Here is an 11423-nt window from a genome sequence, read left to right on the forward strand (position 1 = left end):
GTTTCAGACGGCCGCCCGGTTATCAATAAAGAAAGGCCGTCTGAAACGAAAATTATGCGTGTTCGATTTCTTTGCGCTTGGCTTTAAACGAGAAGTGCATCCAGATTAACGACACACACACGGTGCCGTAGAGCAGCATAAAGCTGGTGGAGCGGATGCCGGTGAAATCTTCGAGCATGCCGAACATAATCGGCAGCAAAAAGCCGCCCATGCCGCCGGCCAGCCCCACAATGCCCGACACCGCGCCGATATTGGTGGGATAGTCGTCGGCCACGAATTTAAACACCGAAGCTTTGCCCACCGCCATAGCCACGCCCACGGTAAACATCAGCACGGTAAACACCACGATATTCAAGCCGATGTGCATGCCCATGGGGCCGTTTTTGGTGTGAAACACCAATTCGGTTTGCGGGTAAGACAAAATAAAGAAACACACCCAACACACCCACATCACCGCCCAAGTTACCTTATAAGCACCGAATTTATCCGACAAATAGCCGCCAAACGCGCGCAACACGCCGCCGGGCAGCGAAAAGCAGGCCGCCAGAAAAGCCGCGCTTTGCAGCGTGAGGCCGTATTCGCCGACATAATATTTGGTCATCCACAAAGCCAGCGCCACATAGCCACCGAACACCACCGAATAATATTGGCTGTAGCGCAACACGCCCGGGTCTTTCAAAAGCGCGAGCTGCTCGCGCAGGGTAACGGAAGACGACACCAAATGGCTTTTATCGTGATAAGAAGTAAACCAAAACACAATCGCCGTGCCCAGCATAATCACCGCATACACGGTGGGCACAAAATGCCAGGTGCCGTAAGCAATCAGCGCCGGCGCCAAAAATTTATTCACCGCCGAGCCGGCATTGCCCGCGCCAAACACGCCCATCGCCATGCCTTGCTGGTGCTTCGGAAACCAACGCGCCACATAAGGCGTGCCCACCGAAAACGAGCCGCCGGCCAAGCCCATCACCAAGCCGATCAGCAGAAACTGCCAAAATTGATCGGCATACTGCATCATAAAAATCGCCGGCACACACAACAGCATCAGCACGAAAAACACAATGCGCCCGCCGTAGCGGTCGGTCCAGATGCCCAGCGGCACGCGCACCAGCGAGCCGGAGAGCACCGGCGTGGCCGCCAAAATGCCGAATTCGGTTTCGCTCAAGCCCAGCTGCTCTTTTACCGGAATGCCCACCACCGCCAGCATCATCCACACCATAAAACACACGGTAAATGCCAGCGTGCTGGACGCCAGCACCGAATATTGCTTGTATTTTTGCGAGGCCATTGCAGCCGTCCTTTCTGTGTTTAAAGCAAACATTTTTTTACAATGCAAGCTTACGGCGCTTTGTTTGCCTTGAATATCGGCACAAAGCAGGGCGGATTTACAGTATTCGCATAAGCGGGATTAGTTATTCGGGCGCGCGCGCATAATCCGTTTGGCGGATGGGGTTTGCAAAAACTTACATTGGGTCGGTTTAAAGCGCATGGTTGTGATTTGAAAACAGAGATGCAAACACCGTATATGCAAATTCATAAAAAAGGCCGTCTGAAAAGTTTTCAGACGGCCTGTGGTGAAAATTCAAATTCGGGTACAGATGCAGATAGACAGGTTGGGTCAGGCCGTCAAGCCGTTATCCAAGATTGGTTTTAAACAGATTGATTTGATAAAGCGGTTTGAGTTTTGTCGGATTATGCCTGCCGCCAATTCGGCCTGCGCCTGCACTTTACAATAAGAGATGCAAACACCGTATAAGCAAATTCATAAAAAAAGGCCGTCTGAAAAGTTTTCAGACGGCCTGTGGTGAAGATTCAAACCCCATGCAGCTATTAGGCGCAGCTATTATGAAGCCAACACGCGTGCAAACAAAATATCGTTTTCCAGTGCGATGTGGTCGTTTAAATCATCGCTCAATTCTTTAGCCAGCGCATAAAGCCGCTGCCAGCTGCCGCAAGCGCCCTCGGGCGGGGTGAAATCATCGGTGAGCGCGCGCAGCTCGGCCAACGCGGCTTCGTGCTCGGTGTGCTCGTGCATCATCATCTGAATCGGCATGGCTGCGCCGCGGCCGGCGCCTTGCTTGATCATGGGGAAGAGCACGCGCTCTTCCTTCATCATATGGCTGAGCAGCTCGGCTTCGATGCCCTGCAAAAGCGGCAACAGCGCCGCCGGAAAGCTGTCCGCATGCACGCCGGCCACTTTTTGCGCCAAAGCGCCAAGCTCGGCCAGCTGGTTGCGGTGGGTTTCGTGATAACGTTGCAGAATGTGTTCAATGGCGGCATCCAGCGGCGCGGTTTGCCACAGGCTCAAATCGGTCATGGTCGGGTTCCTTTTGCGTGAATCGTGTTCAGACGGCCTGAATAGATAACAGTCATATTATATGAATGATTCTGGCGGGGGAATAGGCCGTTTGGCTTAGGGTCTGTTCACCATTCATCTCGTGGCAATCTTTTGGCTCAAAAACGCGCCTGCCGCGTTGAAAATGCTCGCAAGGTGTCCACCCTTGCTGCGCTTTTCGCCTTGCAAACGCGCTTTTGCGCTCAAAATCTTACGCACGGATGAAAGGTGAACAGACCCTAGGATGGGATAAGAAGCCGTTATTTATCCGTAGAATGGCCGATAAGCATGGGCAAAAAATATCCTGAAATATAGTGGAATGCATAAAAAAGTGACACAACGGGTAGGTTGGGTTGAAAACCCAACAAGCCCACAGGCCGTCTGAAACCTTGGGTTTATCAACCCAACCTACGCCGTTATAGTGCATAGTTTTGTATCACTTTTTCTTGCGTTCCACTATATTGTTTTGATGAGGGATTGTTTTCATTTTATGGATTGGGCATGAATGATGCCGAATCAGAAAAGAGCAGGCAAATGGATGTAAGAAAAGGCTTGAAAAGTGTGCTTTGGCTGCTGCTGGCGGCCACCTTGCTGATCGGGCTGCGCCCTTATTTGGCACCTTATTGGTGGCGCGCCCGATTGTGGCAGGAGCCGGCGCCCACCGCGCAAAGCCTGCCCAACCCCTTGCCCGGCCGGCGCTTTGCCGACACTTGGGGCGCAGCCCGCAGCCAGGGGCGCACGCATGAGGGTGTGGATATTTTTGCACCGCGCGGCACGCCGGTGTTGAGCACCACCAAAGGCGTGGTCAGCCGCATCGGCGAAAACCGGCTCGGCGGCAATATTGTGGGCATCACCGGCCCCGGCGGCGTGTGGCATTATTATGCCCATTTAGACCGATATGCTGAAAATCTTCGTGAAAACAGTTGGATAGAAGCGGGCACGCTGATCGGCTATGTGGGCAACAGCGGCAATGCCGCGGCCACGCCGCCGCATCTGCATTACGGCGTGTACACACGCGAAGGCGCGGTGAACCCTTATCCGCTTATCCGCCAGCCGTAAGTGAAGTGCAATCAAAAAAGGCCGTCTGAATGCTTGATGAATAGGCATTCAGACGGCCTTTTTGCAAATACCGTGTGTTAAGAATAATCAAACAAATCCGGCTGCTTGTGCTCGCGGGTTACGCGCACATCGGTTTCGCCCTCGGCAAACACGATATGCAGCTTTTGCCCCTGCTTGAGGCTGTCGGCATTGCGGATGACCTGGCCACGGCTGTTTTTCACCACGCTGAAGCCGCGCGCAAGAATATGCTGCGGCGACACGGCTTCGAGCAGCGCAGCCTGTTTTTCCAAGCCTTGGCGGCGCAGATTGAATAAAGCCTGCCAGTTTTGTTGCAAGGCCGTCTGAAAAGCGGCCAAATCGCGGCCGACGGCGGCGGTGTCGGGGCGCAGGTGCGCCAGCTTTTGCTGTTGCTGAGCCAGTGCTTGCGCGCTGAAACGGTGTTGGTTTTGCATGGCAAAGCGCAGGTTTTGCTGCAAGGCGGCCAGGTGTGTTTTTTGTTCGTCCAGCTTTTGCTGCGGATGGCGCAGCTGCCGGGCAAGCCAGTCGAGGCGCTGGCTGGCATCGTAATAGCGCTGTTGTAGCGTGCCGCGCAATTGCGTTTGTGCCAGCGCGAGTTTTCTCAGCAATTCGGCGCGGTTGGGGCTCACCAATTCGGCCGCGGCCGTGGGCGTGGGCGCGCGCATGTCGGCGGCAAAATCGGCCAGCGTGAAATCGGTTTCATGCCCCACGCCGCTCACAATCGGTATGGCGCAGGCTTCAATCGCGCGCACCACCGGCTCTTCGTTAAACGCCCATAAATCTTCAATGCTGCCGCCGCCTCGGCACACAATCAACACATCTGTTTCATGGCGCGCAGCGGCCGTGGCAATGGCTTGCGCAATCTGCTTTTCGCTGCCCGCACCCTGCACCGGCGTGGGGTAAACAATAATGGGAATTTCCGGTGCGCGCCGCTTGAGCGTGCTCACCACATCGCGCAGCGCGGCCGCGGCCAGGCTCGTGACAATGCCGATGGCGCGCGGGTGCTCGGGCAGCGGCTTTTTGCGCTCGGGCGCAAACACGCCCTCAGCCTGCAATTTGGCCTTGAGCTTTTCATAAGCTTCGTAAAGCTGGCCCAAGCCTTTGAGGCGCACTTCATTCACCGTGATCTGAAATTCGCCGCGCGCTTCGTAAATGCTGATTCTGCCACTCAATTCGATGTGATCGCCTTCTTTCAAGGGCGCGGCCAGCTTGGCGGCGGTGCCTTTAAACAAGGCGCAGCGCACTTGGGCGCGGCTGTCTTTGAGCGAGAAATAATAATGGCCGCTGGCGGCGCGGGTGAGGTTGGACACTTCACCGGCCACCCACAAGCCGAATAAATGCTCTTCGAGCAGGTTTTTGGCCAAGGCATTGAGCTCAGACACGGAAAGCGCGGCGGGCGCGAAAAAATCAGACATGGGCGGGGGTCGGAAATTAAGGTGGAATGGGCGATTATAAAGCTTTTCCGGCGGCTGTTGTGGTTTGGCCGCCGCCGCGTGTGTTAAGATATTTGATTGTTGACTTGTTGGCACAGGCCGTCTGAAAACATGAAGCTGCATCAAATCATCGAGCGCCATTGGCAGCAGCCGCAGCCGCTTTTAAAAGCGTTGCTGTGGCCGCTGTCGCGCCTGTTTCAGGCGGTTTATGGTGTGCGCCGTTATCTGTATCGCACAGGCCGTCTGAAAAGCGAAAAGCTGGCGGTGCCGGTGGTGGTGGTGGGCAATATCCATGCCGGCGGCACGGGCAAAACGCCGGTGGTGGCGGCGCTGGTGCGCGGTTTGCAGGCGAAGGGTATTCAAGTGGGTATCATCAGCCGCGGCTACGGGCGCAAAAGCAGCGGTGTGCATGTGCTTGATCAGCGCAGCAGCGCCGCCGAAGCGGGCGACGAGCCTTTGCTGCTTTATAGCCAAACCGGCGCGCCCACCGCCGTGGGCAGCCGCCGCGCCGAAGCGGGCAAAGCCTTGCTCGCGGCGCACCCCGAAATCGAAGTGATTATTGCGGATGACGGTTTGCAGCATTATGCTTTGCAGCGCGATGTGGAAATCGCCGTGTTTCCGGCGGCCGATGTGGGGCGGCGCGATTTGGATTTGCTGCCCGGCGGCGGCCTGCGCGAGCCGTTTGCGCGTTTGCATGCGGCAGATGCGGTGGTGGTGAGTGCTGCTGTGGGCGCGGTGGATAAAGCTTATTTCAGGCCGTCTGAAAATATTTTTTGCAGCCATTTGGAAAGCGGCAATATTTATCTTTTAAACCGCCCCGATATTCTGCTCGACACAGGCCGTCTGAAAGGGGTGCGCACAGCGGCCGTGGCCGGCATTGCCAAGCCCGGGCGCTTTTTTGAGAGCCTGCGCGCTTTGGGCATTGAGTTGGCCGAAACCAAGGCGCTGCCCGATCATGCCGATATTTCCCCCGCCGATTTGCCGGCCGCCGATTGGGTGTTTGTCACCGAAAAAGATGCGGTGAAGCTGGCGGATTGCGCCGCAGATAATGTGTGGGTGCTGCCGGTTTGTGCGATAATCGAGCCTGATTTGGCACAATGGCTGCTTGGCCGTTTGCCATCACTCAAGAAAAAATAAAGAAAGAAGTGCAATGGAAAAAAAATTTCTCGATATCCTCGTTTGCCCCGTGTGCAAAGGCGCATTGGAATATAAGCAAGACCGGCAGGAATTATGGTGCCGCCAAAGCAAGCTTGCTTATCCGATTAAAGACGGCATACCGTTTATGCTCGAAAACGAAGCGCGCCAATTGAGCGCCGAGGAGCTGCATTCATGAGCGGCTTTGTGGTGCTGATTCCGGCGCGCATGTCGTCTTCGCGGCTGCCGCGCAAGGCGCTGGCCGATATTCACGGCAAGCCCATGGTGGTGCGCGCCGCCGAGCAGGCCGCCAAAAGCCGCGCCGTGCGCGTGGTGGTGGCCACGGATCATGAAGAGATTTTTGCTGCCTGCCAAGCGCACAACATTGAAGTGGTGATGACGGGCGAATATCATGAAAGCGGCACCACCCGCCTGGCCGAAGCCGCGCAATTGCTGGGCTTGAGCGCCGACACCGTGGTGGTGAACGTGCAGGGCGATGAGCCTTTGATCGACCCGAAATTGGTTGACCAAACCGCCGCCGTGCTGGTGGAAAACGGCGCGCCGATGGCCACCGCCGCGCATGAAATCCACGATTTCGATGAATTTATGAATCCGAATGTGGTGAAAGTGGTGTTGTGCCGGCAAGGCCGTGCGCTTTATTTCAGCCGCGCCCCGATTGCCTATCCGCGCGACAGCATGCGCGCCGGCGAGCGCGCGTTGCCTCAAGTGGCCGCGCCTTTGCGCCATATCGGCATTTATGCCTATCGCGCCGGCTTTTTGAATGAATATGCGCAAATGAGCGCATCGCCGCTGGAAAACATCGAATCGCTCGAGCAGCTGCGCGTGTTGTGGCACGGCCACCCGATTGCGGTGGAAATTGTGGCTCAAGCGCCCGCTGCCGGTGTGGACACGCAAGAAGATTTGGAACGCGTGCGCGCGGTGTTTCAGAAAGTCGCACAATGAATAAAACAGCCCTTATGGCGCTGATGCTCTTGGCGAGCGGCTGCGCGCAAATGCTTCCTGCCATGAGCACCGATTTGGGCGGGCAGCGCTATCAGCTCCAAGCCAACGGCAACGTGTTTGTCAACAAAGATACCTTGAGCAACAATATCGACAAAAAAGCCAAAAAGCTCTGCCCCGAAGGCTATGAATATGAAACACCGGGCGACACCCGTTTTAAAAACGATCTATTGGTAAATAACGGCGTGTTGATGCCGTCGGGTTATTTTGCGATGCATCGGGTTGTCCGCTGCACGAATGCCGCTGAAAACTGATGGCAGGCCGTCTGAAAAGGCGGGAATGCTTTTCAGACGGCCTGAAAACAAGGTAAGATAGCAAAGATTGTTTAACAAACCCAATCGTCAAATATAAACTCATACCCATTCAGAAAAATAAGCTAACAAGGCAGAAGCCTGCGACAGTACAGATATAGTGGAATGCAAGAAAAAGTGATACAAAACCACGCACTATCACGGAGTAGGTTGGGTTGATAAACCCAAGGTTTCAGACGGCCTGTGGGCTTGTTGGATTTTCAACCCAACCTACCCGTTGTGTCACTTTTTTTATGCATTCCACTATAGTACGGTAAGGCGAGGCAACGAAGTTAGGTTGTTTTTTTGGATTGGTATCAAACACAAAGGAACCCCAATGAAAGCATTACTGCTCGGCGCTCCGGGCGCAGGCAAAGGCACGCAGGCGCAATTTATCACCGCCGCCTTCAATATTCCGCAGATTTCCACCGGCGATATGCTGCGCGCCGCAATTAAGGCCGGCACGCCGCTGGGCTTGGAAGCCAAAAAAATCATCGATGAAGGCGGCTTGGTGCGCGACGACATTATCATCGGCATGGTGAAAGAGCGCATTGCCCAAGCCGATTGCGCCAACGGCTTTTTGTTTGACGGCTTTCCGCGCACGCTGGCGCAGGCCGAAGCGATGGTGGAAGCGGGCGTGGATTTAGATGCCGTGGTGGAAATCGATGTACCCGACAGCGTGATTGTGAGCCGCATGAGCGGCCGCCGCGTGCACCTGCCCTCAGGCCGCACCTACCACATCACCCACAACCCGCCCAAAGCGGAAGGCAAAGACGACATCAGCGGCGAAGATTTGATTCAGCGCGACGACGATAAAGAAGAAGTGGTGCAAAAACGCCTGGCGGTTTACCACGAGCAAACCGAAGTGCTGGTGGATTTCTACAGCAAACTCGAAGGCGAACATGCGCCGCAATACATCAAAGTAGACGGCACGCAGCCGGTGGATGCCGTGAAAGCACAAGTGCTGGGCGCATTGGGCAAATAAGCCTTATGGCGTGAGCGATAAAACTCGGCTTGAAAGAAAAGGCCGTCTGAAAAGTTTTCAGACGGCCTTTTCTTTGATACAAATTAACGCGTTACCGGCTTATAGCGAATCCGCTTCGGCTTCGCACCTTCTTCACCCAAGCGGCGTTTTTTGTCGGCTTCGTATTCTTGATAGTTGCCGTCGAAGAACACCCATTTTGAGTCGCCTTCCGCTGCCAATATGTGGGTGGCGATGCGGTCGAGGAACCAGCGATCGTGCGAAATCACCATCACGCTGCCGGCAAACTCGAGCAGTGCGTCTTCCAGCGCACGCAGGGTTTCTACGTCTAAATCGTTGGAAGGCTCATCGAGCAGCAGCACGTTGCCGCCGGCGAGCAGGGTTTTGGCCAAATGCAGGCGGCCGCGTTCGCCGCCGGAGAGCTTGCCCACGATTTTGCCTTGATCGGCGCCTTTAAAGTTGAAACGCCCCAAATAAGCGCGGGCGGGAATTTCGAATTGACCCACTTGCAAAATATCGCGGCCTTCGGCGATTTCGTCGAACACGGTTTTATCGTTGCCCAAGCCTTCGCGGGTTTGGTCGATGAGCGACATTTTCACGGTTTGGCCGATGCTCACTTCGCCGGAATCAGGCTGCTCTTTGCCGGAAATCATTTTAAACAGCGTGGATTTGCCCGCGCCGTTGGGGCCGATAATGCCCACAATCGCACCGGCGGGCACTTTGAAGCTCAAGTCGTCAATCAAGAGCTTGTCGCCAAAGGCTTTGCTCACATTGGTAAACTCAATCACTTCGTTGCCCAAACGCTCGGCCACAGGAATAAAAATTTCTTGGGTTTCGTTGCGTTTTTGGTATTCGTAGTTGCTCATTTCTTCAAAACGCGCCAAACGGGCTTTCGATTTGGCTTGGCGGCCTTTGGCGTTTTGGCGCACCCATTCCAACTCCTGCTTCATGGCTTTGATGCGGGCGGCTTCAGATTTCGATTCTTGCGCCAAACGGGCTTCTTTTTGCTCCAACCAAGAAGAATAATTGCCTTTCCACGGAATACCGTGGCCGCGGTCGAGTTCTAAAATCCATTCGGCAGCATTGTCGAGAAAATAGCGGTCATGCGTTACCGCCACCACGGTGCCGGGGAAACGCACCAAAAACTGCTCCAACCATTCCACCGATTCGGCATCCAAGTGGTTGGTCGGCTCATCGAGCAGCAGCATATCGGGCTTGGAGAGCAGCAGTTTGCACAAGGCCACGCGGCGTTTTTCACCGCCGGAAAGATTGCCGATTTTGGCATCCCAATCGGGCAGGCGCAGCGCATCGGCAGCAATTTCCAGCTCATGCTCGGCACCGCCGCCGGTGCTCGAACCGGCCGCGATAATCGCTTCGAGTTTGCCTTGTTCCTCGGCCAGCGCATCAAAATCGGCATCCGGCTCGGCATACAGCGCATACACTTCTTCCAGCCGTTTTTGTGCGGCGGCCACTTCGCCCAAACCGCTTTCCACCTCTTCACGCACGGTTTTTTCGGGGTCGAGCTCGGGCTCTTGCGGCAGATAGCCGATGTTGATGCCGCTCATCGGAATCGCTTCGCCTTCAAATTCTTTGTCCACGCCCGCCATAATGCGCAACACGGTGGATTTGCCCGCGCCGTTCAGGCCCAGCAGGCCGATTTTGGCGCCGGGGAAAAAAGATAGGGAAATGTCTTTAATGATGGTTTTTTGCGGCGGCACCACTTTGCTCACGCGCAGCATGGAATAAACGTATTGGCTCATAGGGCTCTCTTGAATGGGAGTAAACAGGTTTCAGACGGCCTTTTTTTCTGAGGCCGTCTGAAAAGATGGGCTTATTCTAACCGATGCCCAAAGGTTCGCCAAACGAATCAGGCCGCTTGAAAGAAAAACTTCAAACGGCTTGGTTCATTTGCCGGCGCGATGTGTTTGCACTATGTGGGGGATGCCGGAATCTGACATTTATTTTTAGAACAACGAAACCGGTGATGCTTTTGGCCTGACGGCCAAATGTCGGATTCGAGCATCCGACCTACGGCTAAGCAATGCTCAAAGGTACGCCAAACTTCTCAGGCCGTCTGAAAGAAAAATTTCAGACGACCTGATTCGTTTGGGGCATCAGCCTGCCGGTTTGTCTTTATCGTCTGCCGGCTGCCGGTTGGCGTTTTTTTCCTCTTTTGCCCGCCGCTCTTGCTCGCGGCGCTGCTTTTTGCTTTCTTTCACGCGGCGGCTGTGCTCCATTTTGTCGGCCATTTTCTGGCTCATCGAGCGGCGGTCTTTGGGGGTGTCGCGCTTGGGCCAGAATGAAAAGCGGCTGTTGTTGCCGGCGGCTATGAGCAGGCCTTGTTCGGCCAATGCCACCGGTGCGATTTCAAATGCTTGATGCGCGGTGGGCGACGCCTGCACGGGGGCGGCTACTGCCAATAGAGAAAGGGAAACCAAACAAAGGGCAACTTTATTCATGATGAGCTCCTTATCGATAACTTTCATTCAGCAAAATGCGGTGCGGCTTAATCGAAAGCAGATTGATTACATAGCATTGATTGTGCATGCCCGCCGCGCTTTTGTACAGACCTCGGCAGGTGCAAGAGCCGGGTATGTTGACATAAAGCAAAAGGCCGTCTGAATGGTTTCAGACGGCCTTTTGTGTGGGGCAGAGCGGCCTTAGCGGGCTACCGGGGCAGACACGGTGGCGGCGGAGGCATCCGCAACAGGGGCAGACGCGGTGCCGACCGGGGCGGAGGCGGTTTCAACCACCACCACTTGTTCTTTAATCTGGTGGGCCGGCGCGGCCATGGCAGCGGCAGACAAAACGGCAACGGAGATTAAAGCGGCAAATTTTTTCATGGTAAATCCTCTTCAGTTCAAAGTTTAAAAAACAACATGCCCGCAGCGGCGGCGCTTAGGGTCTGTTCACAATTCATCTCGTGGCAATCTTTTGGCTCAAAAACACGCCTGCTGCGTTGAAAATGCTCGCAAGGTGTTCAACCTTGCTGTGCTTTTCGCCTTGCAGCCACGCTTTTGCGCTCAAAATTTTACTCGCGGATGAATTGTGAACAGCCCCTAGGGCGTCCTGACAATTACTTGTCATAAAGGCAGCCATAGCATAATACAAGCTAAAGCAACTACGCTTTCATAATGCCTTTTCAAACGATC

General features: G+C 54.9%; 12 protein-coding genes. 6 read left to right on the top strand and 6 right to left on the bottom strand.

Annotated features, from left to right (window positions below; all coding sequences use genetic code 11):
• Positions 1-52: 52 nt before the first annotated feature.
• Positions 53-1288, bottom strand: a complete 1236-nt coding sequence (locus EV680_RS08120) for an MFS transporter (RefSeq protein WP_132954249.1) — start codon at positions 1286-1288, stop codon at positions 53-55.
• 555 nt (positions 1289-1843) lie between these two features.
• Positions 1844-2317: a hemerythrin domain-containing protein gene (locus EV680_RS08125; protein WP_132954250.1), complete on the bottom strand. Its 474-nt coding sequence runs from the start codon at positions 2315-2317 to the stop codon at positions 1844-1846.
• A gap of 552 nt (positions 2318-2869) precedes the next feature.
• Between EV680_RS08125 and EV680_RS08130 the strand changes: the two genes are divergently transcribed.
• Complete coding sequence (locus tag EV680_RS08130; protein WP_132954251.1) at positions 2870-3394, top strand: M23 family metallopeptidase; 525 nt, start codon at positions 2870-2872, stop codon at positions 3392-3394.
• Positions 3395-3471: 77 nt separating this feature from the next.
• On the opposite strand, the gene xseA is transcribed toward EV680_RS08130, so the two are convergent.
• A complete protein-coding gene (xseA, locus tag EV680_RS08135; protein ID WP_132954252.1) occupies positions 3472-4827 on the bottom strand; it encodes an exodeoxyribonuclease VII large subunit in 1356 nt (451 codons plus the stop codon).
• 129 nt (positions 4828-4956) lie between these two features.
• On the opposite strand from xseA, the gene lpxK reads away from it, so the two are divergent.
• The 5 genes from lpxK to adk all read left to right on the top strand — a co-directional run bounded on the left by lpxK (position 4957) and on the right by adk (position 8274).
• Positions 4957-5982, top strand: coding sequence for a tetraacyldisaccharide 4'-kinase (gene lpxK, locus EV680_RS08140; RefSeq protein ID WP_132954253.1), 1026 nt, complete (start codon positions 4957-4959; stop codon positions 5980-5982).
• Between the two features lie 13 nt (positions 5983-5995).
• Positions 5996-6178 carry a Trm112 family protein gene (locus EV680_RS08145; RefSeq protein ID WP_132954254.1) on the top strand — a complete coding sequence of 61 codons (183 nt, stop codon included), beginning with the start codon at positions 5996-5998 and terminating at the stop codon, positions 6176-6178.
• The gene (kdsB, locus tag EV680_RS08150; RefSeq protein WP_132954255.1) at positions 6175-6942 is read left to right on the top strand and encodes a 3-deoxy-manno-octulosonate cytidylyltransferase; all 768 of its coding nucleotides are present in this window, start codon (positions 6175-6177) and stop codon (positions 6940-6942) included. Before EV680_RS08145 ends, kdsB begins: the two co-directional genes overlap by 4 nt.
• Positions 6939-7253 (top strand): hypothetical protein, encoded by a 315-nt coding sequence (locus EV680_RS08155; RefSeq protein ID WP_132954256.1) that lies wholly within the window; start codon positions 6939-6941, stop codon positions 7251-7253. The genes kdsB and EV680_RS08155 overlap by 4 nt, the downstream gene beginning before the upstream one ends.
• A 373-nt stretch (positions 7254-7626) precedes the next feature.
• Positions 7627-8274, top strand: a complete 648-nt coding sequence (gene adk / locus EV680_RS08160) for an adenylate kinase (RefSeq protein WP_132954257.1) — start codon at positions 7627-7629, stop codon at positions 8272-8274.
• Between the two features lie 83 nt (positions 8275-8357).
• Here the strand turns inward: adk and ettA are convergent, their stop codons facing one another.
• The 3 genes from ettA to EV680_RS08175 form a co-directional block, all read right to left on the bottom strand.
• Positions 8358-10031 carry an energy-dependent translational throttle protein EttA gene (ettA, locus tag EV680_RS08165; protein WP_132954258.1) on the bottom strand — a complete coding sequence of 558 codons (1674 nt, stop codon included), beginning with the start codon at positions 10029-10031 and terminating at the stop codon, positions 8358-8360.
• A 354-nt stretch (positions 10032-10385) separates the two neighbouring features.
• Complete coding sequence (locus tag EV680_RS08170; protein ID WP_132954259.1) at positions 10386-10730, bottom strand: hypothetical protein; 345 nt, start codon at positions 10728-10730, stop codon at positions 10386-10388.
• Between the two features lie 201 nt (positions 10731-10931).
• Entirely contained in the window at positions 10932-11114 is a 183-nt protein-coding gene (locus EV680_RS08175; RefSeq protein ID WP_132954260.1) for a hypothetical protein, read from the bottom strand.
• Positions 11115-11423 lie beyond the last annotated feature (309 nt).

It is taken from the genome of Uruburuella suis (assembly GCF_004341385.1).
Taxonomy (GTDB): Bacteria; Pseudomonadota; Gammaproteobacteria; order Burkholderiales; family Neisseriaceae; genus Neisseria; species Neisseria suis.

What these genes read in the sequence shown, in the direction of transcription:
- ettA (WP_132954258.1), bottom strand. Translation starts at nt 10,031, where the DNA reads ATGAGCCAATACGTTTATTCCATGCTGCGCGTGAGCAAAGTGGTGCCG.
- kdsB (WP_132954255.1), top strand. Translation starts at nt 6,175, where the DNA reads ATGAGCGGCTTTGTGGTGCTGATTCCGGCGCGCATGTCGTCTTCGCGG.
- EV680_RS08125 (WP_132954250.1), bottom strand. Translation starts at nt 2,317, where the DNA reads ATGACCGATTTGAGCCTGTGGCAAACCGCGCCGCTGGATGCCGCCATT.
- lpxK (WP_132954253.1), top strand. Translation starts at nt 4,957, where the DNA reads ATGAAGCTGCATCAAATCATCGAGCGCCATTGGCAGCAGCCGCAGCCG.
- EV680_RS08155 (WP_132954256.1), top strand. Translation starts at nt 6,939, where the DNA reads ATGAATAAAACAGCCCTTATGGCGCTGATGCTCTTGGCGAGCGGCTGC.
- EV680_RS08175 (WP_132954260.1), bottom strand. Translation starts at nt 11,114, where the DNA reads ATGAAAAAATTTGCCGCTTTAATCTCCGTTGCCGTTTTGTCTGCCGCT.
- EV680_RS08170 (WP_132954259.1), bottom strand. Translation starts at nt 10,730, where the DNA reads ATGAATAAAGTTGCCCTTTGTTTGGTTTCCCTTTCTCTATTGGCAGTA.
- xseA (WP_132954252.1), bottom strand. Translation starts at nt 4,827, where the DNA reads ATGTCTGATTTTTTCGCGCCCGCCGCGCTTTCCGTGTCTGAGCTCAAT.
- EV680_RS08130 (WP_132954251.1), top strand. Translation starts at nt 2,870, where the DNA reads ATGGATGTAAGAAAAGGCTTGAAAAGTGTGCTTTGGCTGCTGCTGGCG.
- EV680_RS08145 (WP_132954254.1), top strand. Translation starts at nt 5,996, where the DNA reads ATGGAAAAAAAATTTCTCGATATCCTCGTTTGCCCCGTGTGCAAAGGC.
- adk (WP_132954257.1), top strand. Translation starts at nt 7,627, where the DNA reads ATGAAAGCATTACTGCTCGGCGCTCCGGGCGCAGGCAAAGGCACGCAG.
- EV680_RS08120 (WP_132954249.1), bottom strand. Translation starts at nt 1,288, where the DNA reads ATGGCCTCGCAAAAATACAAGCAATATTCGGTGCTGGCGTCCAGCACG.